The organism is Agromyces sp. MMS24-JH15 (assembly GCF_043518605.1).
Lineage (GTDB): Bacteria > Actinomycetota > Actinomycetes > Actinomycetales > Microbacteriaceae > Agromyces.
In genome coordinates this window covers 138,798-162,117 of the sequence record NZ_CP171358.1, presented here as the reverse complement: position 1 = coordinate 162,117, position 23,320 = coordinate 138,798, and the positions used below count along the sequence as shown (strand labels likewise).

At 74.6% G+C, this 23,320-nt stretch carries 17 protein-coding genes, 1 pseudogene and 1 riboswitch; of the genes and pseudogenes, 12 read left to right on the top strand and 6 right to left on the bottom strand.

The features are described from left to right. The first annotated feature begins 49 nt into the window (after window positions 1–49). From ACDF64_RS00765 to nagB, 4 genes are read left to right on the top strand one after another with little or no spacing between them, the layout of a single operon-like run. Window positions 50–931, top strand: coding sequence for a carbohydrate ABC transporter permease (locus ACDF64_RS00765; RefSeq protein ID WP_394555023.1), 882 nt, complete (start codon window positions 50–52; stop codon window positions 929–931). Then, on the top strand, window positions 928–2,463 hold the full coding sequence (locus ACDF64_RS00760) for a glycoside hydrolase family 3 protein (RefSeq protein ID WP_394552885.1): 1,536 nt from the start codon (window positions 928–930) through the stop codon (window positions 2,461–2,463). The genes ACDF64_RS00765 and ACDF64_RS00760 overlap by 4 nt, the downstream gene beginning before the upstream one ends. After that, window positions 2,460–3,386: an ROK family protein gene (locus ACDF64_RS00755; RefSeq protein ID WP_394552884.1), complete on the top strand. Its 927-nt coding sequence runs from the start codon at window positions 2,460–2,462 to the stop codon at window positions 3,384–3,386. Before ACDF64_RS00760 ends, ACDF64_RS00755 begins: the two co-directional genes overlap by 4 nt. Beyond that, the gene (nagB, locus tag ACDF64_RS00750) at window positions 3,371–4,156 is read left to right on the top strand and encodes a glucosamine-6-phosphate deaminase (protein WP_394552883.1); all 786 of its coding nucleotides are present in this window, start codon (window positions 3,371–3,373) and stop codon (window positions 4,154–4,156) included. The genes ACDF64_RS00755 and nagB overlap by 16 nt, the downstream gene beginning before the upstream one ends. 87 nt (window positions 4,157–4,243) lie before the next feature. On the opposite strand, the gene ACDF64_RS00745 is transcribed toward nagB, so the two are convergent. Further along, a complete protein-coding gene (locus ACDF64_RS00745; protein ID WP_394552882.1) occupies window positions 4,244–4,840 on the bottom strand; it encodes a TetR/AcrR family transcriptional regulator in 597 nt (198 codons plus the stop codon). 194 nt (window positions 4,841–5,034) lie between these two features. On the opposite strand from ACDF64_RS00745, the gene ACDF64_RS00740 reads away from it, so the two are divergent. Both ACDF64_RS00740 and ACDF64_RS00735 read left to right on the top strand, forming a co-directional pair. Then, a complete protein-coding gene (locus ACDF64_RS00740; RefSeq protein WP_394552881.1) occupies window positions 5,035–5,562 on the top strand; it encodes a hypothetical protein in 528 nt (175 codons plus the stop codon). A 116-nt stretch (window positions 5,563–5,678) separates the two neighbouring features. After that, window positions 5,679–6,815 (top strand): ABC transporter permease, encoded by a 1,137-nt coding sequence (locus ACDF64_RS00735; RefSeq protein WP_394552880.1) that lies wholly within the window; start codon window positions 5,679–5,681, stop codon window positions 6,813–6,815. Window positions 6,816–6,956: 141 nt separating this feature from the next. Here ACDF64_RS00735 and ACDF64_RS00730 read toward each other — a convergent pair whose 3' ends face one another. Both ACDF64_RS00730 and purU read right to left on the bottom strand, forming a co-directional pair. After that, complete coding sequence (locus tag ACDF64_RS00730) at window positions 6,957–7,328, bottom strand: YrdB family protein (protein WP_394552879.1); 372 nt, start codon at window positions 7,326–7,328, stop codon at window positions 6,957–6,959. Window positions 7,329–7,348: 20 nt separating this feature from the next. Next, window positions 7,349–8,221, bottom strand: a complete 873-nt coding sequence (gene purU, locus ACDF64_RS00725) for a formyltetrahydrofolate deformylase (protein WP_394552878.1) — start codon at window positions 8,219–8,221, stop codon at window positions 7,349–7,351. 158 nt (window positions 8,222–8,379) lie between these two features. Between purU and ACDF64_RS00720 the strand changes: the two are divergent. Then, a pseudogene (locus tag ACDF64_RS00720) lies at window positions 8,380–9,435 on the top strand (MFS transporter); the annotation flags it as partial. Window positions 9,436–9,584: 149 nt separating this feature from the next. Here ACDF64_RS00720 and ACDF64_RS00715 read toward each other — a convergent pair. Both ACDF64_RS00715 and ACDF64_RS00710 read right to left on the bottom strand, forming a co-directional pair. Then, the gene (locus ACDF64_RS00715) at window positions 9,585–10,790 is read right to left on the bottom strand and encodes an N-acetylglucosamine-6-phosphate deacetylase (RefSeq protein ID WP_394552877.1); all 1,206 of its coding nucleotides are present in this window, start codon (window positions 10,788–10,790) and stop codon (window positions 9,585–9,587) included. Between the two features lie 32 nt (window positions 10,791–10,822). Continuing rightward, window positions 10,823–12,487 (bottom strand): family 20 glycosylhydrolase, encoded by a 1,665-nt coding sequence (locus ACDF64_RS00710; protein WP_394552876.1) that lies wholly within the window; start codon window positions 12,485–12,487, stop codon window positions 10,823–10,825. A gap of 95 nt (window positions 12,488–12,582) precedes the next feature. Next, window positions 12,583–12,664, top strand: a riboswitch (ZMP/ZTP riboswitch). A 73-nt stretch (window positions 12,665–12,737) separates the two neighbouring features. Here ACDF64_RS00710 and glyA point away from each other — a divergent pair. From glyA to ACDF64_RS00695, 3 genes are all read left to right on the top strand, one after another. Beyond that, the gene (gene glyA, locus ACDF64_RS00705) at window positions 12,738–14,012 is read left to right on the top strand and encodes a serine hydroxymethyltransferase (protein ID WP_394552875.1); all 1,275 of its coding nucleotides are present in this window, start codon (window positions 12,738–12,740) and stop codon (window positions 14,010–14,012) included. Beyond that, window positions 14,009–14,896, top strand: a complete 888-nt coding sequence (locus ACDF64_RS00700) for a bifunctional methylenetetrahydrofolate dehydrogenase/methenyltetrahydrofolate cyclohydrolase (protein ID WP_394552874.1) — start codon at window positions 14,009–14,011, stop codon at window positions 14,894–14,896. Before glyA ends, ACDF64_RS00700 begins: the two co-directional genes overlap by 4 nt. Window positions 14,897–15,062: 166 nt before the next feature. Beyond that, complete coding sequence (locus ACDF64_RS00695; protein ID WP_394552873.1) at window positions 15,063–16,760, top strand: beta-galactosidase family protein; 1,698 nt, start codon at window positions 15,063–15,065, stop codon at window positions 16,758–16,760. 44 nt (window positions 16,761–16,804) lie between these two features. Here the strand turns inward: ACDF64_RS00695 and ACDF64_RS00690 are convergent, their stop codons facing one another. Next, the gene (locus ACDF64_RS00690) at window positions 16,805–18,616 is read right to left on the bottom strand and encodes a heme peroxidase family protein (protein ID WP_394552872.1); all 1,812 of its coding nucleotides are present in this window, start codon (window positions 18,614–18,616) and stop codon (window positions 16,805–16,807) included. 408 nt (window positions 18,617–19,024) lie between these two features. Here ACDF64_RS00690 and ACDF64_RS00685 point away from each other — a divergent pair, with 408 nt between their 5' ends. Next, entirely contained in the window at window positions 19,025–21,331 is a 2,307-nt protein-coding gene (locus ACDF64_RS00685; protein ID WP_394552871.1) for an FAD-dependent oxidoreductase, read from the top strand. A 158-nt stretch (window positions 21,332–21,489) separates the two neighbouring features. Next, entirely contained in the window at window positions 21,490–23,196 is a 1,707-nt protein-coding gene (locus ACDF64_RS00680) for a hypothetical protein (protein ID WP_394552870.1), read from the top strand. The last annotated feature ends 124 nt before the right edge of the window (window positions 23,197–23,320 follow it).

Below are 23,320 nucleotides of genomic sequence, written 5' to 3'. Positions count from 1 at the left end.
CTCCAAGCTCCCGGAACTCCTCGACGACGTCACCCCGGGCGCGGCACCCATGCCGACCTCGCGGTCCCGCGAGACCAGCCGCCTGCTCCGGCGCGGCACCCGCCGCCTCGGTCGCATCGTCGCCTCGGTGGTCGCGATCGTCGTCGCCCTCGCGTGGGTGTTCCCCGTCTACTGGATGGTGAACTCCTCGCTGCTGTCGAACCGCACGCTGCAGTCCTTCATCCCGACCTTCTTCCCGGTGAACGGCACGCTCGCGAACTACGAGAACGTGCTCTCGGGCGGCTCCTTCTTCACCGCCCTCGGCGTGAGCCTGTCGGTCACGCTCATCGCGGTGTTCGGATGCCTCCTGTTCGCGTTCCTCGCGGCGATCGCGATCAGCCGCTTCAAGTTCCGCGGCCGCAAGACCTTCGTGCTCGCCGTGCTCATCGTGCAGATGCTCCCCGCGGAGGGCCTGTTCATCGCGCAGTACAAGATGGTCTCCTCGGTCGGCCTCCTGAACTCGGTCATCGGCGTGAGCATCATCTACATCGCCGCGGTCGTGCCGTTCACCGTCTGGATGCTGCGCGGCTTCGTGGCCGGCATCCCCGCCGACCTCGAGGAGGCGGCGATGGTCGACGGCCTGAGCCGCACCCAGGCGTTCATGCGGATCACGTTCCCGCTGCTCGCGCCGGGCCTCGTCGCGTCGGGCGTGTTCGCCTTCCTGCAGGCGTGGAACGAGTTCACGGTGGCGCTCGTGCTGCTGCCCGCCGAGGACATGCACACGCTGCCGCTCTGGCTGCGCGGGTTCATCCAGGCCAGCGCGACGCGGGAGACCGACTGGGGCCAGGTCATGGCCGCGTCGGCGCTCGTCGCCGTCCCCGTGATCATCTTCTTCCTCATCGTGCAGGGCCGGATGACGAGCGGGCTCGTGAGCGGAGCCGTCAAGGGATGAACCACGCTGCGCCGTCCGGCGCGGGCGGGGGCCTGCGCCGGGACATCCTCACGACCCTCCTGCCCGGGTTCACCGGGCCGGCGGCACCCGACTGGGTGCTCGCCCGGCTCCGCGACGGCCTCGGCGGAGTCTGCCTGTTCGGCTCGAACGTCGTCGCCCGCGACCAGCTCGCGGCGCTGTGCGCCGAGCTCCGCGGCGCGAACCCGGCCGCCGTCGTCGCGATCGACGAGGAGGGCGGCGACGTCACGCGCCTGTACTACGACCGCGGCGCGCCCTGGCCGGGCAACGCCGTCCTCGGACGGCTCGACGACCCGTCGCTGACCGAGGCGGTCGGCCGGGAGGTCGGCGAGGCGCTGCGCGCGCTCGGCGTCACCATGACGTTCGCGCCCGACGCCGACGTGAACTCGAACCCGGAGAACCCCGTGATCGGCACGCGCAGCTTCGGCGCCGACCCGGCGCTCGCGGCCCGCCACACGGCGGCGTGGGTGCGCGGCGTGCAGTCGACGGGCGTCGACGCGAGCGCGAAGCACTTCCCCGGCCACGGCGACACGTCGGCCGACTCCCACCTCGCGCTGCCGGTCGTCGACGCGCCGCTCGAGGTGCTGCGCGAGCGCGAGCTCGTGCCGTTCCGCGCGGCGATCGCCGCGGGCGTGCGGTCGATCATGACCAGCCACATCGTGCTGCCGCACCTCGATGCGGAGCATCCGGTCACCCTCTCCCCGAACGTGTTGCGTCGCCTGCTCCGCGGGGAGCTGGGGTATGCGGGCGTCGTCGTCAGCGACGCGCTCGACATGCACGGGGCGAGCGGCGTGCACGGCATCCCCGAGGCTGCCGTGCGCGCCCTCGTCGCGGGCTGCGACCTCCTGTGCATCGGCCCGGACATCACCGAGGCGCAGGTCGACGAGATCGTCGCCGCGGTCGAGGCCGCGGTCGCCGCGGGCCGCCTCGACGCCGACCGGGTCGCCGAGGCGGCGGGCCGAGTGCGCGCGCTCGCCGATGGCGGGTCGGGAACGACGGATGCCGCGACCGGCGGCCCGACCGCGGCCGACACGGCCTCCGCGGTGGGCGTCGACGACGTCCTCCGCGCGTTCGACCTCGTCGACGGCGCGCTCGCGCCGCTGCGCGGCGCCGGCTCGGTCGGCACCGTGGTCCGCGTGGACACCGTGCCGAACATCGCGGTCGGCATCGCGCCGTGGGGGCCGTTCGCGGCCGAGGCATCCGATGCGCCGTCGTGGCTGTCGGCCGCCGAGACCGTCGCGCTCGACGCGGCGCATCCGCTCGCCGACCCGGCCGCGCTCGCGGGCCCGGTCGTCGTGATCGGCAAGGACCTCCACCGGTTCCCGTTCGCCGTCGACGCGATCGCCGCGCTCCGCGCGGCGCGCGACGACGTCGTGACCGTCGACCTGGGCTGGCCGTCGGACGACCGCGCGGTCGCCGACGTCTCGGGCTTCGGCGCCTCCCGCCTCGTCGGCGAGGCCGTCATCCGGCTCGTCGGCGACGCGCTGGGCGCGGATGCGGCGGTGACCGCATGAGGCTCGGCATCGACATCGGCGGCACCAAGACCGCGGCCGTCGCGATCGGCGAGGACGGCGAGCTCAGCGACCAGGTGCGCATGCCGACCGGCTTCGGGGCGGACCAGGTCGTCGCGACCGCGCTGCGCACCGTCGAGCGCATGAGCGACCTCGCGGGCGTCGACGCATCGGCCTTCGCCTCGATCGGCATCGGGATCCCCGGCGCCGTCGACAGCGCGACCGGTCGCGTCCGCCACGCCGTCAACCTCGGCCTCGAGGGACTCGACCTCGGCTCGCGCCTCAGCGACCGGCTCGGCGTCGACGTCCGCGTCGAGAACGACGTGAAGGCCGCGGCACTCGGCGCCCACCACCTGCTCGGCATCGCCGACGGGATCCGGAAGCACTCGATGGCGTACCTGAACCTCGGCACCGGGATGGCGGCGGGCATCGTGCTCGACGGCACGCTGCTGCGCGGGGGGCACGGCGTCGCGGGCGAGATCGGGCACATCCCGGTCGACCCGGCCGGCGAGCAGTGCGGCTGCGGCCAGCGCGGATGCCTCGAGACGTTCGCGTCGGGCTCGGCGCTCGCGCGCATGTGGCCGACCGAGCACCCGCTGCCCGGGCGCGACCTGTTCGACCGCGCCGACGCCGGCGAGCCCGACGCGGTCGCGGTGCGCGAGCGGTTCCTCACGGGCGTCGCGTCGGCGGTGCGCCTGCTCGTCCTCACGACCGACGTCGAGGACGTCGTCATCGGCGGTGGGCTCGCGGCGCTCGGCGACGACCTCCTCGTCGGCGTCCGGCGTATCCTCGTCGCGTGGTCCGCGGACTCCGCCTTCCTCGACTCGCTCGACCTGGCCCGCCGGGTGCAGGTCATCCCGAACGGATTCCCGGCGGCCGCCGTCGGGGCCGCGTTGATCGGAGGGCCCGCATGGCAGAAGTCGTGATCGTACGCGACCAGGACGAGGCGGGCGAGCTCGCGGCGACCGCGATGCTCGCGCCCGTGCGCGCGTCCGCCGACGCCGTGCTCGGCTTCGCGACCGGGTCGACGCCGCTGACGACGTACCGGGCCATGGCCCGGCGCATCGCCGAGGAGGGCCTCGACGTGTCGCGCGTGCGCGGCTTCGCGCTCGACGAGTACGTCGGGCTCCCGGCGGGGCATCCCGAGGGGTACCGCGCGGTCATCACGCGGGAGGTCGTCGAGCCGCTCGGGCTCGCGCCCGACCTCGTGCGGGTGCCCGACGGCGACCTCGCGAACGTCGGGACAGCGGCGACGGACTACGAGGCCGCGATCGCCGAGGCCGGCGGCGTCGACGTGCAGATCCTCGGGATCGGGCGCACGGGCCACATCGCGTTCAACGAGCCCGGCTCGTCGCTCGCGTCGCGGACGCGCGTGAAGACGCTCACCGAGCAGACCCGGATCGACAACGCCCGATTCTTCGACTCGCTCGACCAGGTCCCGATGCACTGCATCACGCAGGGCATCGGCACGATCCTGGAGGCGCGGCACCTCGTGCTGCTCGCGTTCGGCGAGGGCAAGGCCGAGGCGCTCTCGGCCGCGGTCGAGGGCCCGGTCTCGGCCGGCAACCCTGGCTCCGCCATCCAGTTGCACCCGCACACGACCGTGATCGTCGACGAGGCGGCCGCGTCCCGGCTCGAGCACGCGGCGTACTACCGCTACTCGTGGGCGAACAAGCCCGCGTGGCAGGGCTTCTGAGCCGCTGACGCGGGGGTCGTGCCACGGCGCGACCGGCGGGCGCGCCCGCGAGCGCGCTTGTCGGCGCGTCCTCGCCGCGCGCCGACGTCAGTGGACGAGGCCCTCGGACAGGGCCGTGAGGTAGCCCTCCTCGTCGAAGTCGTCGAGGAGCGCGCGCTGCAGGATGAACCCGGGCGCGGCCGACAGCACGACGGGCGTGACGCGCTCGGCCCACGCGGTCGGATCCTCGCCGCGCGTGCGGGCGGGATCGGTCGCCGCCCACTCGGCGAGCCCCTCGGCGACCGCCGTGCGGAGCCGCAGGAACACCGCGGTGACGAGCGACCGGATCTCGGGGTCGACCACGGCCTCGCCCCAGAGCTGCGGGAGCACGACGCTGAACGGCTCGTGGCGGATGCCGTCGAGCAGCGTGCGGATGATCTCGCCGGGGGAGAGGACGCCCAGGCGGCTGCGCTGCTCGAGGAGCTCGTCGCGCCGCGCCTCGAGCACGCGCGCGGCGGCGGCGGCGAAGAGCTCCTGCTTGCCGCCGGGGAAGTTGCCGTAGATCGCGCCTGCGGAGAGCCCGGATGCCTCGACGAGGTCGGCGATCGACGTGCGCGCGTACCCGTGCGCCATGAAGCAGCCGATCGCGACGTCGAGGATCTCCTCGCGACGCGCGGCTCGGTGCGCCTCGCTGACCTTCGGCATCGGACTCCTCCTGGTGCGTCGGCGGGACGACGTGGGTGATTCCGAGGATACGCCGGTGCACGTCGGCGGTTCGGCCCGGAGCGACGCGAAACGAGTGCGCTCCTGCGCGAAGACGGGCAAGCTGGCAGCGAGCGGGGGAGGCGCGCATGCATTCGAACGGGTTCCAGGCGTCGGGGGTGATTGCGGCGTTCGCGGTGGTCCTCGCGGCGCTGGTCGGGTGCGCGCCCGACGCGGCGTCGGATGGGGAAGCGGCCGGCACCACGGCCGTTGCGAGTTCGGCGCCCGGCTCGGGCGCCCCACCGGGATCGGATTCAACGGCCCGGATCGGCCTGCCCCCGGTGCTCGCCGGACGGTGGTGCACTCGGGTCGGCGAGGACGAGTGCTTCGACGCGGCTGAGGTGCTGGCGGAGCATCCGGGTGCGTTCGTCGATGAGTCCGGGCCGGACGACGACGTTCCGGGTGCGACCGTCTACGCGATCTGCCTTCAGGATGAGGGCGGCCGGACGTGCTCGATGGCGGAGACGATGATCCTCGAGTTCTTCCCGCCCGGCGTGGCGTGGGATTGCGACGTGGTCGAGGTGCAGCGGAACGGGTGGCCCTCCTGCGAGCCCGACACCAGGTCGGCGCATGACGTCGAGGAGGGTCGGCTGGTGCATCTCTTCAACCATCAGCAGGACACCGTGTACCACGATGCGTATCCCATGTACCTCGTGGATGGCTGATCCCGGCCGGTCGAGGGGCAGTGGGACTGGAGGACGAGCGCGTCCGCGTTTGACAACCCGACGCGAGAAGATTATAAAAGAACGATCATTCGTTTTTCTAGAACCGGAGGTCCCGGATGTCCCGCGACACGAGCGCCGCGACGGCGGCCGGGCGGGGCGCGCCCGCGCCGACGCCCCCGCGCAGCCCGCACACCCCCCACACGCCGATCGGCCGCGTCGTCGGCCTCGCGCTCGGCCTCGCCGCGCTCGTCGCGGTCGTCGTGCTCGCCTTCGCGTGGCCGAGCGTCACCGCCGAGCCGCACGACCTCCCCATCGCGATCGTCGGCTCCGACGAGGCCGTGGCGGCCGTCTCCGACGCCGTCGACGAGGCGCAGCCCGGCGCCATCGAGCTGCAGCAGGTCGACGACCGCGACGCAGCCGTCGACGCCATCGAGGCGCGCACCGCGTACGGCGCGATCGTGCTCGGCCAGGAGTCCGAAGTGCTCACGTCGACCGCCTCGAGCACGGTCGTCGCGCAGTTGCTGAACGGCATCGCCGGCACGCTCGAGGAGCAGGTGAACGCGCAGGCCGCGGCAGCGGCCGCCGCAGCGGGCGCGCCCACCGCACCGCCGCACATCGACGTCCCCGTGACCGACGTCGTGCCGCTCGCCGACAGCGACCCGCGTGGCACCGGCCTCACCGCGGCGATGTTCCCGCTCGTGATGGGCGGCATGATCGGCGGCATCGCCATCTCGATCGCCGTCATCGGGGCGCTGCGCCGCGTGCTCGCGGTCGCGATCTACTCCGCGACGGGCGGGCTCGTGCTCACCGGCATCCTCGCGGGCTGGTTCGGCGCGCTGCAGGGCGACTTCTGGCTCGAGGCATCCGCCATCGCGCTCGCGCTCGCCGCGATCGCCGCACCGATCACCGGATTCGTCGCCCTCATCGGGCGCGCGGGCATCGCCGTCGGCCCGGTCGTCATGCTGCTGTTCGCGAACCCGATCTCGGCCGCGGCCATGCCCAAGGAGTTCCTGCCCGCTCCGTGGGGCGACGTCGGCCAGTGGTTCCCGCCGGGGGCCGCAGCGACCCTGATCCGCGAGCTGTCGTACTTCCCGGCCGCGGACACCACGTTCCAGTGGCTCGTGCTCGCGGGCTGGGCCGTCGGCGGCGCGCTGCTCTCGGTCGTCGGCCACTTCCGCACCGCGGGCGGCTCCGAACCGGACGCGATCGCCGCGCACGAGGACGACCCCGAAGCCGCGACCGTCACCGCCTGACGCGCGACGCGAACGCATGAGAATCGGGTCCTCGCCGGTCGGAGCCGGACGAGGACCCGATTCTCATGCATGTGCGCATACCTGGCGCGGCGGATGCCCGGGTGCGGCGGATGCCGGCGTCCCGGCGCCGACGGCACGCGATCAGCCCGCGAACTCCTTGCGGCCGTTGATGATGCCGCTCACCGCGGCGACGACGGCGAAGACCACCGCGACGACCGGCTGCCCCAGGACCCACCACGCGATGGCGGCGGTCGAGAAGACCGCGATCTCCACGAGCGCCTTCACGAACGGGTCGACGTGGAAGACCGCCTTGGGCGACCGGAACAGGCCCCACAGCAGGATCGCGAGTGCCGGCAGCGCGATGCCGATGAGCACCCCGGGCCACGGCAGCGGGAACGCGGCGAACCCGAAGATGCCGAGCGTCGCGATCGCGAAGAGCTCGAGCAGGAATCGCAGGACGTCGTTCGGGCCGACCTTGGGCAGGTCGGGGGAGGCTGGGGAGCGGTCGTTCACGACCGTCAAGCCTAACCGCGCTACCTGAACACGATCGTGCGCGCGCCGTCGACCAGGATCCGCCGCTCCGCGAACCACTTCACGGCCTGGCTCAGGGTGCGGCTCTCCTCGTCCTGTCCGATCGCCACGAGCTCGGCGACCGACCGCGAGTGGTCGACCCGCACGACGTTCTGCTCGATGATCGGCCCCTCGTCGAGGTCGCTCGTCACGAAGTGCGCGGTCGCGCCGATGATCTTCACGCCGCGCGCGTGCGCCTGCCGGTACGGGTTCGCGCCCTTGAAGCCGGGCAGGAACGAGTGGTGGATGTTGATGCACCGCCCCTCGAGCGCCGCGCACAGCTCGGGCGAGAGGATCTGCATGTAGCGGGCGAGGACGACGAGCTCGATGTCGTGCTCCTCGACCGCGCGCAGCACGCGCGCCTCGAACGCCGCCTTGTCGTCGGGCGAGGTGACCGGGTGCGACTCGAACGGCACGCCGTAGAAGTCGACGAGGTCCCGGAGCGTCCCGTGGTTCGACAGGACCAGCGGGATGTCGACCGGGAGTTGGCCCGCGTGCTGGCGGAACAGCAGGTCGTTCACGCAGTGCCCGGCCGTCGAGCACAGCACGAGCGTGCGCAGCGGCCGCCCGACCTCGTCGAGGTGGAGGCTCATGTCCCATTGCTCGACGACGGGCGCGAGCGCGGCCTCGAACTCGTCGCGGCCCGCGGGCGACTCGACCTGCACGCGCATGAAGAAGCGGCCCCGGTCGAGCGAGGCGAACTGCTGGCTCTCGGTGATGTTCCCGCGTGCGGCGACGATCGCCCCGCTCACGGCGTGGACGATGCCCGGCCCGTCGACGCAGCTCAGCGTGACGACCCAGTGGTGCAGGCGCTCGGCGGGGGCATCCGTGGTCATCAGGCCAGAGTAGTCCTGCCCAGCCGAGGCTCAGGAACGACCGCTAGGCTCCACGCGGTCGTCGGTTCCGGCGGCCCTGGGCGCGCACACGAGCGCGTAGTCGACCCACCGCGGTGCCGTTTCCCGGCGGTGGGGTACGCCGTCGGAGAGACATCCTGATGTCCCGTACCGAACCCGTGCGCTCGCGCACGATGCACTGGCCTGCGCTCATCGCGCTGAGCGCCGCCGTCTTCCTCTCGATCACGCTCGAACTCCTGCCGAGCGGCCTGCTGCCCGAGATGGCCGCGGGCCTCGGCGTCACCGAGGCCGCCATGGGCGTCGCCGTCTCGGTCTACGCCCTCACGGTCGTCGTCACCTCGGCGCCGCTGGTCGCCCTCACGAGCAGGATGCCCCGCCGGCGGCTCCTCGTCATGGTGCTCGCGGTGCTCGCCGCGACGACCGTCGCCACGGCGCTCGCGCCGAACCTCGGCGTGCTCGTCGGCGTGCGCTTCGTCGGCGGTCTCGCGCACGGCGTCTTCTGGTCGATCGTCGCCGCCGAGGCGTCGCGCCTCGTGCCGGAGCGGCTCATCGGCCGCGCCGTGTCGATCGTGATCGGCGGCGGCACCCTCGCGATCGTGCTCGGCGTCCCGGCCGCGACCGTGCTCGGGCAGGCGCTCGGCTGGCGCGCCGCGTTCGCGATCGTCGGGGCGCTGACGTTCGTCGGCGCGCTCGTGGTGCGCCTCGTCGTGCCGGCCCGCTCCGAGGCGCACCGCACCGCGAGCGGGTCGATGGCGACCGCCTCGCGCTTCCGGCTGGGCGACGCCGGCCTCGGCCAGGTCGTGCTCGTGTGCGGCGTGACCGCGCTCACGATGCTCGGCCAGTACGCGGTCTTCACGTACGTGGCGCCCCTGCTCACCGACCTCGTCGGCGCGGGATCGTCGGCGGTCGGCCCGATGCTGTTCCTCTACGGCGGCGCGGGCGCCGTCGGCCTCGTGATCGCCGGCTCGCCGCTCGCCCGCAAGGCGACCGGCGCGCTGCTCGTGGCGATGGGGCTCGTCGCGGCCTCGGTCGCGACGCTCGCGCTCGTGCCCGGCAACCTCGCGGTCGCGCTCGTCGCGGTCGCGGTGTGGGGGGCCGCGTTCGGCATGCTCCCGCCGCTGCTGCAGGTGCGGCTGCTGCGCTCGGCGCCGCCGTCGCACCGGGACGCCGCGAGCGCGCTCTACACGTCGGGGTTCAACGCGGGCATCGGCGGCGGCGCACTCGTCGGCGCGCTCGCGTTCGACCGGCTCGGCGTCGCGGTGCTGCCGTGGGTGTACGTCGTGCTGCTCGTGGCCGCGGCGGCGCTCGTCGTGGGCGGCGCGGTGTCGGCGCGACGCCGCGCGGCTCAGCCGGCGAGCCGTCGCCCGGCCGCCCAGACCGCGTCGACCGCGAGCCCGGCGTCGAGCAGCACCGCGTCGGCGGCGAACCCGGGCGCGAGCCGCCCGAGGTCGCCCGAGCGGCCGATCGCGGCCGCCGGCACCGCGGTGAGCGCGGCGACGGCGTCGACGAGTGCGACCCCGCACTCGGCGACGGCGCGCCGGAGCGCGTCGTCCAGGGTGAGCGTGGACCCGGCGATCGCGCCGCCCTCGGCGAGGCGCGCGACGCCGTCGCGCACGTCGACCTCGAGCGAGCCGAGGAGGTAGCGGCCGTCGGCCGACCCGGTCGCGGCCATCGCGTCGGTGATGAGCGCGACCCGGCCGGGTGCGCCGCGGAACGCGAGGCCGACGACGTCCGGGTGGACGTGGATGCCGTCGTTCACGACCTCGAGCGTCACGTGCCCCGCGTGCATCGCCGCGATGACGGGCCCCGGCGCCCGGTGGTGGATGCCGCGCATGCCGTTGAAGGCATGCGTGAGGATCGACGCGCCCGCGTCGAAGGCGCCGAGCGCGGTCGCGTAGTCGGCGCCCGTGTGCCCGACGGCGACCGCGGCGCCCGCCGCGGCGAACCGCCGGATCGCGTCGGTCGCGCCCGGGTGCTCGGGTGCGATCGTGATCTGCCGCAGTTCGCCCTCGGATGCCTCGAGCAGCGCGTCGACCGCGGCCGCGTCGGCCGTCCGCAGCGCGGCCGGGTCGTGCGCGCCGCGGAACCCGTCGTCGAGGAACGGGCCCTCGAGGTGGGCGCCGAGCACGCGAGGGTCGCGGCGGGACGCCTCGGCGATCGTCGCGAGCCGGCCCGCGAGCACGTCGACCGGTGCCGAGACGAGCGAGAGCACCGAGCGCGTCGTGCCGTGCGCCGAGTGCACCGCGAGCAGCGTGTCGATCGCGGCGGCGCCCCCCTCGACCGCGGCGCCGCCCGCGCCGTGCACGTGCAGGTCGATGAAGCCGGGCGCGAGCGTGCGGCCGGCGGCGTCGACGACGTCGACGGGGCCGGGGGGCGTCGTCGGGGCATCCGTGCCGGTCGTGGAATCCGTGCCGGTCGGGGCATCCTCGCGCCAGCCGTCGCCCGTGCCGCGGGCCGCGACGCGGTCGCCCTCGAAGCGCACCCACGCGTCGTCGACGATGCCGTCGACGTCGACGAGTCGCGCCGAGTGGATGACCGTCGCGCCGCTCACGCGGTCACGATAGCGCTCGCCGTTGCCGTCCCTCACGATGCCGAGCCGTCCCACGGCACGCCGTCGACCGCGTGGTAGGCGGTGCCGAGGGCGTCCCACCGCCCGCCGAGCCGCGCGACGCGGTCGACGAACGCGGCGCGGTCGCGGCCGCCGTCGCCGGGTCGCGGCGACCACGCGATCTCGGCGATCGCGGTGATGCGCGGGAACGCCATGAACTCGACGTCCTCGATGCGCGACATCGTCTCGGTCCAGATCGGCGCCTCGACGCCGAGGACCTCGGCCTCGCCGATGCCGGGCACGATCGCCGTCGGCTCCCACGCGTACGCCTCGTCGAGCGTCGTCGGGCCCTTCGCCCAGTCCTGCCCGAGGCGGTCGCCGCGCGGCGTCTGCGGGTCGTCGGGGTACTTCATGTCGAGGTACGCGACGTCGGCCGGCGACATGACGACGCGGCCGCCCTGCTCGACGAACGAGCGCGTGAGGTCGGCTGCGTCGTCCTCGGGCTCGGTGAAGCTCCAGTACTGCCCGACCGTGCCGGCCGGCAGGTCGCGGGATGCCCCGAGCTCGTGCCATCCCATGACGGTCTTGCCCGTGGCCGCCGCAGCCGAGGTGATGCGGCGGGCGAGGTCGAGGTAGTCCTCGCGCGAGGTCGAGAGCGACTCGTCGCCGCCGACGTGCAGCCACGGGCCGGGCGTGAGCGCCGCGACCGCCCGGGTGACGTCGGCGAGGAACCGGTCGGTCGCCTCGGCGCGCTGGGGCGAGGCGCAGAGCGAGGAGAAGCCGACCTCGACCCCCTCGTACGGCGTGCGGGCGACGCCGTCGCAGTTCAGCTCGGCGTAGGCGCTGAGTGCGGCGTTCGTGTGGCCGGGCAGGTCGACCTCGGGCACGACGTTCACGTGGCGCTCGGCGGCGTAGGCGACGATGCGGCGGTAGTCGTCGGCCGTGTAGGCGCCGCCGCCATCGCCCCCGACCGACGTCGACGCGCCGATGCCGGTGAGCTCGGGCCAGCCGGGGATCTCGATCCGCCAGCCCTGGTCGTCGGTGAGGTGGAGGTGCAGGACGTTCAGCTTGAGGAGCGCGATCGCGTCGACGTAGCGCTCGACGTCCTCGACGGGGAGGAAGTGGCGCGCGACGTCGAGCATGGCGCCGCGATAGGCGAACCGCGGCGCATCCTCGATCGAGACCGCGGGCGCGGTCCAGCCGTCGGCCGGCTCGGCCGCGTCGCCGCCCTCGATCGCCGCCGGCAGGAGCTGGCGGAGCGACTGGGTCGCCCAGAACGCCCCGGCGGCATCGGCCGCGTCGATCCGCACGCCGTCGGCGCCGACCTCGAGCGCGTAGCCCTCCGGGTCCAGGGCCGTGCCCGGGTCGACCGAGATGACGATGTCGGCCTCGCCGCCCGCGTCGGACCCGCCGTCGACGACCGCCACGCCGTGGCCGGTCCCGGCGCGCAGGAGCCCGGCGAGCAGGTCCGGCGCGCTGCCCGCGTCGCCCGCGACGACGATCCGCGTGCGCTCGGTCAGGCGCCACGGCGGCGCGCCGTCGGGGAATCCGATCGAGGCGGGCAGTGGCGTGATGCCGGGCATGGTCGTTCCGTTCTCGGAGGCGGCGGTGCATCCGGTGCTCGTCGCACCGGTCGCGAGCAGCAGCGCGGCGACGGCGGCCGGAACGGCCGCGCGCCGGGCGGGGCTGCGACGTCGCATATGGAAGGAGTCCTAACAAACTCGGATGTCCCATCTTCGCACGAGCGGGCGCCTCTCGACCAGTCCGGCGGGATCCGAGGCATCCGTTGCTATGCTTGCCGGGTCGCGACTGGCGTTGAGATGGTTCACCATCGGGGAGCGACTGGCACGGACCGACCGCACGCCTGGGCCGGAACGGAACCCTCTCGTGGCGCGCCGTCGCCCGTGGGGGACCCCACCGCAGGTCCGCATGTCATCGAAGGAGCCAGTCTTGACCGAGTCGGTCTTCAATCAGCCCCTGTCCGTCGTCGATCCCGAGATCGCCGAGGTGCTCGACCTCGAACTCGGTCGCCAGCGCGACTACCTCGAGATGATCGCGAGCGAGAACTTCGTTCCGGTCTCGGTCCTGCAGTCGCAGGGCTCCGTCCTCACCAACAAGTACGCCGAGGGCTACCCCGGCCGTCGGTACTACGGCGGCTGCGAGTACGTCGACGTCGCCGAGAACCTCGCCATCGAGCGCGCGAAGTCGCTCTTCGGCGCCGGCTACGCCAACGTGCAGCCCCACTCGGGCGCCTCCGCCAACGCGGCCGTGCTCAGCGCGATCGCGACGCCCGGCGACACGATCCTCGGCCTCGAGCTCGCGCACGGCGGCCACCTCACGCACGGCATGCGCCTGAACTTCTCGGGCAAGCTCTACAACGCCGTCGCCTACGGCGTGGACCCCGAGACGTTCCGCGTCGACCTGGACCGCGTCCGCGACGCCGCACTCGAGCACAAGCCGCAGGTCCTCATCGCGGGCTGGTCGGCCTACCCGCGCCACCTCGACTTCGCGGCGTTCCGCTCGATCGCCGACGAGGTCGGCGCGAAGCTCTGGGTCGACATGGCGCACTTCGCGGGCCTCGTGGCCGCGGGCCTGCACCCGTCGCCCGTCCCGTACGCCGACGTCGTCTCGTCGACCGTGCACAAGACCATCGGCGGCCCGCGCTCGGGCTTCATCCTCACGAACGACGGCGACCTGCAGAAGAAGCTCAACTCGAACGTCTTCCCGGGCCAGCAGGGCGGCCCGCTCATGCACGTCATCGCCGCCAAGGCGACGGCCTTCAAGATCGCCGCGTCCGAGGAGTTCAAGCTCCGCCAGGAGCGCACGCTGTCGGGCGCGCGCATCCTCGCCGAGCGCCTCACCGCCGACGACTCGCGCGCCGCGGGCGTCGACGTGCTCACGGGCGGCACCGACGTGCACCTCGTGCTCGCCGACCTGCGCAACTCGCAGCTCGACGGCCAGCAGGCCGAGGACCTCCTCCACGACGCGCTCATCACCGTGAACCGCAACGCCGTCCCGTTCGACCCGCGCCCGCCGATGGTCACCTCGGGCCTGCGCATCGGCACGCCGGCGCTCGCGACCCGCGGCTTCGGCGACGCCGAGTTCACCGAGGTCGCCGACATCATCGCCGAGGTCCTCAAGGGCGGCGCCGACATCGCCGCGCTGCGCGCGCGCGTCCAGGCGCTCACCGACCGCTTCCCGCTCTACCCGGGCCTCCAGCAGTGACGGCCGGCGTCCTCGACGGCCTCGCCGCCGCGGCGGCCGTGAAGGCCGACCTCGCCGTGCGGGTCGCGGCGCTCCGCGACCGCGGCGTCGTGCCCGGCCTCGGCACGCTGCTGGTCGGCGACAACCCGGCGTCGCGCTCCTACGTCACGGGCAAGCACCGCGACACCGCCGAGGTCGGCATGGCCTCGATCCGCGAGGACCTGCCGGCGGATGCCTGGCAGGCCGAGATCCTCGCGGCCGTCGACCGCCTGAACGCGAACCCCGAGGTGACCGCGTTCATCGTGCAGCTCCCCCTGCCCGACGGCATCGACGAGAACGCGGTGCTCGAGGCGATCGACCCCGCGAAGGACGCCGACGGCCTGCACCCGACCAACCTCGGGCGGCTCGTGCTCGGCGTGGACCCGGCGACCGCCGTGCCCGCGCCGCTGCCGTGCACCCCGGCCGGCATCCTCGAGCTGCTCGCACACCACGGCGTCGGCGTCGCCGGGAAGCACGTGGTCGTGATCGGCCGCGGCATCACGGTCGGCCGCCCGCTCGGCCTGCTCCTCACGCGCAAGGGCATCGACGCGACCGTGACGCTCACGCACTCGCGCACGGCCGACCTCGCGGCCGAGGTGGCGCGAGCCGACGTGGTCGTCGCCGCCGTCGGCGTGCCGCACCTCGTGAAGCCCGAGTGGGTGAAGCCCGGCGCCGCCGTGCTCGACGTGGGCGTGACCCGCGTCGGCACGACCGAGGCGGGGAAGGCGAAGCTCGCGGGCGACGTCGACCCGGCCGTCGCCGGGGTCGCCGGCTGGCTGTCGCCGAACCCCGGCGGCGTCGGCCCGATGACCCGCGCGCTGCTGCTGCGCAACGTCGTCGAGACGGCCGAGCGCGCCGCGGGCTGACCCGGTCGAGATGCCGTACCGGATGCCCCGGGCCGCCTGCGCGGGTCGGGGCATCCGTCGTTCGTGCGCGATTCGACCGCGCGCGTCCGCGAGGATGGACGAGACCCCGCACCCGCCGGCGGCGAGCGCCGCGGCATCCGCTCCACCGACCACCGAGAGATCTCCTGTGCCCACCTTCACGATCGGCGAGGCCGACTTCCTGCTCGACGGCCGCCCCCACCGCGTGATCGCCGGCGCGCTGCACTACTTCCGCGTGCACCCCGACCAGTGGGCCGACCGCATCCGCAAGGCGCGCCTCATGGGCATCAACACGATCGAGACGTACGTCGCGTGGAACGCGCACGAGCCCCGGCGCGGGGAGTGGGACGCGACGGGCTGGAACGACCTCGGTCGCTTCCTCGACCTCGTCGCGGCCGAGGGGCTGCACGCGATCGTCCGCCCGGGCCCGTACATCTGCGCCGAATGGCACAACGGCGGCCTGCCCGTGTGGCTCACGGCGACCCCGGGCATCGGGCTGCGTCGGTCCGAGCCGCAGTACGTCGCCGAGGTCACGCGCTACCTCGAGCGCGTCTACGAGATCGTCGAGCCGCGCCAGGTCGATCGCGGCGGCCCCGTCGTCCTCGTGCAGGTCGAGAACGAGTACGGCGCGTACGGGTCCGACAAGGAGTACCTCGCCGAGCTCGTGCGCGTCACGCGCGACGCGGGCATCACGGTGCCGCTCACGACGGTCGACCAGCCGGAGCCGCAGATGCTGCGCGACGGGAGCCTTCCCGGCCTGCACCTCACGGGATCGTTCGGGTCGCGCGCGACGGAGCGGCTCGCGACGCTCCGCGAGCACCAGCCGACGGGCCCCCTCATGTGCTCGGAGTTCTGGGACGGCTGGTTCGACTGGTGGGGCGGCGTGCACCACACGACGGATCCGGATGCCGCAGCCGTCGAGCTCGACGCGCTCCTGGCCGCCGGGGCATCCGTCAACATCTACATGTTCCACGGCGGTACGAACTTCGGCCTGACCAACGGCGCGAACGACAAGGGCCGCTACCTCCCCATCACGACGTCGTACGACTACGACGCCCCGCTCGACGAGGCCGGCAACCCGACCGCGAAGTACGAGGCCTTCCGCGCGGTCATCGCGAAGTACGCCGACGTCCCGGACGAGCGGCCCGAGCCGGCGCCGGCCGCGCCCGAGCTCGAGGTCGCGCTCGCGCGCGTGCCGCTCGAGCCCGCGGTGCGCCGCGAGGCGCGGCATCCGTCGCCTCCCACGTTCGAGGCGCTCGACCACCTCGGAGCGCTCGTCGTCTACGAGGCGGAGCTGCCGCGCGCCGGGGTCCTCGAGATCGGCGAGGTGCGCGACCACGCGTGGGTCTTCGTCGACGGCCGCCGCGTCGGGGCGCTCGCGCGCACCCGGCACGAGCGCGCGATCGAGCTGCCTGCGGGCCGGCGCCTCGCACTGCTCGTCGAGGAGCAGGGCCGCGTCAACTACGACGCGCGCCTCGGCGAGGCGAAGGGGCTCATCGACTCCGTCCTGCTCGACGGCGAACCGCTCGGCGGCTGGACGGCGACCCCCGTCGACCTCTCGTCGCCCGCGGACGTGCCCGGCCTGCAGGCGTTCGAGGGCGAGTTCGATCTCGACGCCGCGAGCGACCTCTTCCTCGACACGAGCGGCTGGGGCAAGGGCTATGCGTTCGTCAATGGGACGCTGCTCGGGCGGTACTGGCGCAACGGCCCGCAGGAGACGCTCTTCGTGCCCGCACCCGTCACGCGCGCGGGCCGCAACAGGGTCGTCGCGCTCGAACTCGAGACCCTCGGGGCGCCCGTCGCCCGGTTCGTCGCGGGGCTCCGGCTCGGGCCGCGCGCGGAATGACCGCATCGCCGCCGCAGAGGCTGCGGCGGCGACGCGGCTGACGCTCACGCGGCGGGCGCGGCGTGCACCCCGGCGACGTGCAGGAGGCCCTTGATGTCGGCGACCGCGGCGTCCCCGCCGCCCGACGTCGTGTAGTGCACGCCGTCGGCCGGAACCCACCCGGTGTTCAGGAACGATCGCGGGTCGGCGCGGAGCTGGCCGATGATCGTCTCGGCGACGATCCGGCTTCCCACCGGCCCGAGTCGGTTGCCGCCCTCGAGCACCTCGGCCTCGCGCAGCACGTAGAACCACAGCGGGGTCCGGTCGACGAAGTTGCCGTCGATCAGGGTGTCGTGCAGGAGGTCTGCCTGGGCGGCGGGGTCGTCCGACCCGTCGAGGAGCTGGTTCCTGGTGAGCGGCGGGATCCCGAGCGCGGCGGCGACCGCCTGGCCGGTCGGCAGCGACAGCCGGTAGCCCCGGATGAGGTTGCGCACGGCGAGGCGCTTCAGGATGCGCTTGATGCGCTCCGAGAAGTGGTCGTCGTTGCCCTGGTTGCGCATGTCCGCGAGCGGGGCTGCGAGCACGGTGTCGATCTTGCGCGCGAACCGGCCGGCGCCGGCCTCGTGCCCCGTGAGCCGTTCGAACCTCGCCGGCCAGTTCCGCGGGAGCTGCCCGGCCGCATTCACCGGCCCGCCGCCGTTGCCGGTGAACTGGAACAGCTGGCCGAACGACGCGAACCGGGCCGCACCCGCGGGCGCCGCGAGACCGGGCTGGGCCGATCCGAAGTTCTCGTTCCAGTCGTACCCGCCGCGGACCATGCTGTGCCCGAACCGGAACGCCGCGACCGAGAACTCGAGCGGCATGAAGGTGTCGGCCTCGCCGGTCGGCGCGAACACCGGGGTGATCGAGCCGTCCAGGATGCCGTCGACGATCTCGGGCTTCGCGATCGTCTTCAGGAAGTCGTGCACCGTGACCCACTGGTAGGTCCACTGCACCAGGCGGCGCGCCTTCCAGAACCGCTCGCTGTAGCCGTCGGGCGGCACGTCGTCCGCGGCGAGCGCGACGTCGTGGGCGGGGTCGTCGAGCCATTCGAGGATCGCGTTGTGGAAGCGGAGGATCGACCCGTGCAGCTGCGCGACGATGAGGTTCTCGTCGTTGCGGCCGTCGCCGATCCGGGCCGACCCGCGCGGGCGCGCGGTGTCGCCCTGGTGCCGGGGCAGGTCGGTCTGCGGGTCGATCGACCCGCCCGGACCGGGCGGGAGGTCCTCGGTGACGACCGCGAACGCGTCGCCGACGTAGGGCACGTCGTCGAGGTCGGTGCCGACGGGTCCGCGACCGTAGAGCGAGTCGAGGTTGAGCTGCGGTTCGCGGAGGTTGCGCAGATCGCGCATGACCGTGCTCGGCGAGAGCGGGTCGAGGATGCCCTCGGTGATGCCGATGGCGTTCTCGCGGTCGGTGTTCGCCGTGAGGTCGTGGTCGACGAACTGCCCCCAGTACGTGTAGACGGGCGCGATCGTGGAGTCGCCGTCCGCGGCCGGCGGCGGCGTCTCGACCATGGCGTTCCCGAGCGCCTTCAGCGCCGCGACGATCGTCGACGGCGGCTCGAAGTTGAGGTGCGCGAACGGGTAGTCGGCGCTGAGCGCCTCGAACATGTACCCGAAGGGCGTCGAGATCTCCTTGACGTGCAGCGGGTCGGGCACGTCGACGACGTTCGCGAGCACGTTCGTGTCCGGTCGCGGTGACGGTTCGTCCTGCTCGGTCACGGCGTGGCCGCCGTGGCTGAGCCCTCGGATCACCCGCGGGAAGTCGGCGGACTTCTGCGGGATCGGTTGCTCGTCGGGTCCCGCGGCATGCTCCGCGGGCGTGATGGTGGTCATGGCGGTTCCCCCTGGTTCACCTGTGGATGGGATGCCGGGCGCCGACGGTCCGCCGGCACGGACTCCCCCCGGGTCCGTGCCGTGCGACGTCAGGATGCGTGTCCGACACCGTCCGGCGGCGCCGATGCTAGTCCCGTGCGGGCCGGGCCGGACGGCCCCGGGGTGAACTGTCCGCAAAACCAGTGACAGCACTGGGCGGGGGTCGGTGCGCGCCCTGACGGGAGCGGCGCGCGAGGGTCCGGATGCCTCGGCGGGGCCCCGCCCGGCCGTCGGCGAGGCCCGTTCAGGGACATCCCCGAGGCGGTTCCGGGGGAGGCCCGGGAGTCCCGGCTCCCGAAGCGGAGGAGTGTTGCCGAGTCATCCTCGCGATCGAGCGAGGGCTCCCAGACCGAAAGCGAACGCACTCCCATGACGAGTTACACCCCGGCCGCCGGACAGGCGCGGCCCGCCATCACCGCCCGCCCCGTCGAGTCCGTCGACCGGCTCGCGGCCGTGCCCGCCCTCGGCGGCGCCCGCGCGGCCGTCGTCACCGTGTCCTCGTCGATCGCGATCGGGACGGCGGTCGCCGGCACCGTCGCGATCGGCGCCCGCGCCGCCGTCGAGCCAGGCGGCGCGCTCGCCGCGTTCGCTCCGGGCCTCGCCGTACCGGCGGGCCCGGCCGGTGCCGCGCCGGCCGTCGCCCTCTCGCTCCTCGGCCTCGGCGCCGCACTCGCGCTCGTGCAGGGGGCCCGCGCCTCCGACCGCAGCGGACGCGGCCGGGCGGTCGCGATCGGGCTCGCGCTCGTGTCGCTCGCCGTCGGCGCAGCGCTGCTCGGCCTGCTCCCGCTCGGCGGCTTCCTCGCCGGTATCGGCGTGGTCATGGTCGCGATGGCCGCCCCCGCGTGGGTCGCCGACCTGCACGCCGGCACGCCGGCCGTCGCAGCCCTCACGTTCGTCGCGGCCGCACTCGGGCTGGCCGCGAGCGTGCTGGCGCCGCTCGCCGCCCTGGGCGTCGCGGCCGTCGCGGCACTCCTGGTCGCGGTCGCCGCGCCCGAGACCGTGCCCGGGCCGCAGACGCCGACCTGGATGCTTCCCGCACGGCCCGACCTCCGCGGGCGCGGCGTCTCGGTCGCACTGCTCGCCCTGGTCGCGATCGTCGCCCCGCTCGCGTGGCTGCCCGCAGTCCCGGGCGCGATCGTCGCCGGTGCCGTGGCGCTGCTCGTCGCGGCCGCGGCCGCCCGCTCGGCCGCCGCCGCCCGCCGGACGGCGCGCCTGGTCGCCGAAGCCGATGCGCCGGTCGCGCGCGACGAGGCCTCCGCGGCCACGGGGCACGCCAACGCGGTGCTCGCCGGCGGCAAGGACCGTCCCGCGTTCGCCGGGCCCGGCTCGCGCGGGTACCGCCGGGCCGTCGCCGCGTTCGACCCGACCGAGCCGCTCCGGCCCGCCCGTGCGGTCGTCGCGACCGACGCGGCCGTGGTCGCCGCCGCCGTGCGCGAGGCCGCGGCCGCCGGCCAGGGCGTGCGCGTGCACTCGACCGGCCACGCCGCCGCGAGCTCCTCCTCGATGACGGACGAGCTGCTCGTGCGGACCCGCTTCGGCGGCGCCGTGTCGGTGGACCCGGCCCGTCGTCTCGTCCGGGTCCCGGCCGGGACGCCCTGGGCCGACGTGGTCGCCGCGGCCGCGCCGTACGGCCTCGCGGTGCCGCACGGCTCGTCGGGCCACGTGGGCGTCATCGGCTACCTCAGCCGCGGCGGCCTCTCGGCGTACGCGCGGTCGGTCGGCATCGCCGCGAACTCGATCGAATCCGTCGAGCTCGTCACCGCCGACGGCCGGGTCGTCGTCGCGAGCCGCGAGCACGAGCCCGAGCTGTTCTGGGCGGTGCGCGGCGGCGGCGGCGGGTTCGGCGTGATCACGGCCGTGACCGTGCGCGCGTTCGACCCCGGCCAGGTCGTCACGGGCACCGCGATGTGGGAGCTGGCCGACGCCGACGCGGTCGCCGGCGCCTGGGCCGACTGGACCGTCGACGCCCCGGCGAACATCACGACGTCGCTGCGCGTCATGTCGCTGCCGCCGCTCCCGGGCATGCCGCTGCGCCTCTCGGGCCGCAAGCTCCTCGTCATCGACGGCACAGCGATCGACCGCGACGGACTCCGCTCGACCGAGTCGGCCGGCGACCTGCTCGCGACGCTCCGCCGCGCCGGCCGCCCGGTGTTCGACAGTTGGCGCGCGACCGACGTGCGCGAGGTCGCGAAGACCCACATGGACCCCGACTTCGGCGGGATCGCGCACCGCACCGACACCGCGATGCTCGGCGGCGCCGAGGGTCGCGGCCGCGAGCGCAGCCGCGCGATCGTCGCGGCGTTCCTCGAGCAGGTCACGCCGGCCGGGTCGCCGTTCCTCATGGCCGAGCTCCGCCAGCTCGGCGGGGCCCTGCGCACCGCTCCCGAGGACGCCGGTGCGGTCGGCAGCTTCGAGGGCGACTTCGCCTGGTTCGGCGGCGCGCTGATCGGGAAGCGGCGTTCGGCCGACGAGGTCGCCGTCGCGTTCGCCGGGGCGCGCGCGGCGTTCGCCGAGTGGATCACCGACTACACCGTGCCGACGTTCGCGGCCGACCGCGACCGCCCGCAGCGGAACTACCCGGAGGAGGTCCGCGTGCGGGTCGAGGCGATCCGCGCGAAGGTCGACCCGACGGGGATGTTCCGCGGCGACGTGGCGGTCGGCGCGCTCGCCGGCTGAATCGGATCGGAGGGGTCGCGGCCGGCGTGCCGCGGCCCCTCCGTCGCGCCGCGCGCATTCCGACTGCCGCCGCCCGGCGCGAGTGCGGTAGCGTCGCAGCGTCGATGGATGCCCCCCGAAGCGACGTCGGCCGACCCCCGACCCGAAGGGAGCCACCGATGTCCGCTGCCGACGACGATCCCGTCCCCGGTCCCGGCTCCACGAGCGGTGAGCTCCTCGCCTGGGCCGAGCGGCACGGGTTCATCGCGGAACAGGCCGCGGCGGCGCCCGCCGAGGCTGCGGTTGATGCGGCCGGTCCCGCGGAGTCCGCGGCCGCGCCTGCGGCCGCCCCCGCGGCCGGGCCCGCGGAGTCCGCGGCCGAGCGTGGCGACGACGACGACGCCGGCCCCTCGGGAGACGCCGACCGGCTCGAGATCCCCGAGCGCGAGTGGGCGCGGCATCCGCTGCTGCGGACCGCGGTCGAGGAGGGATGGATCGTCGGCGACCGCGTGCGGCCCTGGGCGCTGTCCGCGGCGCAGGCGGCCGTCGTGGCCGGGTTCGCGATCGTGGGCGGCGCGGCCGCGGGCGAGCGCGTGCTTCGGATGCCCCGACGGCTCAACGCCGACCCGTTCATCGACGGGCTCGAGGTCGCCTCCTCCGACGACCTCGTGCACGGGCTCCTGCCCGACGGCGTGCGGACCTACGCCTGCCGCGCCCGGCCCGGAGGCGGGTACGGGGGCGTCTACCTGGCGGTCACCGACGACGGGCGGCGGCGGTTCTTCCACACCTTCCGCGGCGCCCACCTCGACGAGGTCGACGCGCGGGAGTTCGCCGACCGTCGTGACGCGCCGACGTCGTCACTCACCGAACTCGACCCGCCCGCGCTCGCCGCGCTCGAGGCCGAGCTCGGGTTCACCCGGTCCGTCGCCGGCCGGTCGCCGCTCGACCCAGACTGGGCGTCCTTCCTGGGCGAGGATGCGGCACCAGCCGCACCCGGACCCGACCCCGCCCCCGACCATGAGGAGGACCTCGTGACCAGCACCGACCCGTGGAGCATCGAGGATCTCGAAGCGGCCTTCGACCTGGACGCGGCCGCCGCCGCCGCGTCCGCGTCCCCGGCATCAGCGCCGCCCGCGGTGGTCGCCCCGCCCGCGGTGGTCGCGCCGCCCGCGGTGGTCGCGCCGCCCGCTCCTGCCGCCGCACCCGCGGCGCAGCCCACCGGCGCGCCCGCTCCGGCCGCAGTGCCCGCCCCGCCGGCCGCCGCCGCTCCCGCCGCGGCGCCCGCCGTCGCCGAGGCGCCCGCTGCGGCGCCCGCCATCGCCGCGACGCCGGCACCCGCGGCCGCATCCTCCGAGCCGCATGCCGACGCGCCCGAGCCCGGCCGTCGGGCCGCTGCGCGCGCCGCCGTCGCGCCCGCCGCGGCGGGGCCGTTCGACGAGGCCGAAGCCGTCGCCCAGGTCTCCCGCGCGGCGGGCATCGCCTCGATCGCGCATCGCGGCCAGTTCGACCGCCTCGACGCGCCCTTCATCGACCACGCCGCGCGCATGGCGGAGTCCTTCGACGAGCTCGCCGAGCCGGTCGAGGCATCCGCAGCATGGCTGCACGCGGTGCTGGAGCGCACCGACGTCACCGCGCGCGACCTGCTCGAGGCGGGCGTCCGCCCCGAGGTCGTCGCGGTCGTCGAACACCTCACGCGCGCCGACGGCGAGTCCGAGGCCGACCACCTGCGGCGGATGGCGTCCGACCCCGCCGCGCGCCGTGTCCGGCTCGCCGACCTCGCCGACGATGCCGCGCCGTGGCGTCTCCGACGCGCCGACCAGCAGACGCGCGTGCGCCTCGTCGGCGAGGCCGAGTCCGCCCGCCGGCTCCTCGACCTCGACGACTGAGGCGGCCCGCGGACGACTGAAGCCGCCGGCCGACCCCTGAGGCTACCGCCCGACACCGCCCGTCGTCGCAGCCCGCCGTCGCCGCGTCGTCCCGCTGCGTTCACCGACCCGCCACCGCGAGGCC

Coding starts and splice junctions, on each gene's coding strand:
- ACDF64_RS00765 (WP_394555023.1), top strand. CDS start 50: ATGCCGACCTCGCGGTCCCGCGAGACCAGCCGCCTGCTCCGGCGCGGC.
- ACDF64_RS00760 (WP_394552885.1), top strand. CDS start 928: ATGAACCACGCTGCGCCGTCCGGCGCGGGCGGGGGCCTGCGCCGGGAC.
- ACDF64_RS00755 (WP_394552884.1), top strand. CDS start 2,460: ATGAGGCTCGGCATCGACATCGGCGGCACCAAGACCGCGGCCGTCGCG.
- nagB (WP_394552883.1), top strand. CDS start 3,371: ATGGCAGAAGTCGTGATCGTACGCGACCAGGACGAGGCGGGCGAGCTC.
- ACDF64_RS00745 (WP_394552882.1), bottom strand. CDS start 4,840: ATGCCGAAGGTCAGCGAGGCGCACCGAGCCGCGCGTCGCGAGGAGATC.
- ACDF64_RS00735 (WP_394552880.1), top strand. CDS start 5,679: ATGTCCCGCGACACGAGCGCCGCGACGGCGGCCGGGCGGGGCGCGCCC.
- purU (WP_394552878.1), bottom strand. CDS start 8,221: ATGACCACGGATGCCCCCGCCGAGCGCCTGCACCACTGGGTCGTCACG.
- ACDF64_RS00710 (WP_394552876.1), bottom strand. CDS start 12,487: ATGCGACGTCGCAGCCCCGCCCGGCGCGCGGCCGTTCCGGCCGCCGTC.
- ACDF64_RS00690 (WP_394552872.1), bottom strand. CDS start 18,616: ATGACCACCATCACGCCCGCGGAGCATGCCGCGGGACCCGACGAGCAA.
- ACDF64_RS00685 (WP_394552871.1), top strand. CDS start 19,025: ATGACGAGTTACACCCCGGCCGCCGGACAGGCGCGGCCCGCCATCACC.
- ACDF64_RS00680 (WP_394552870.1), top strand. CDS start 21,490: ATGTCCGCTGCCGACGACGATCCCGTCCCCGGTCCCGGCTCCACGAGC.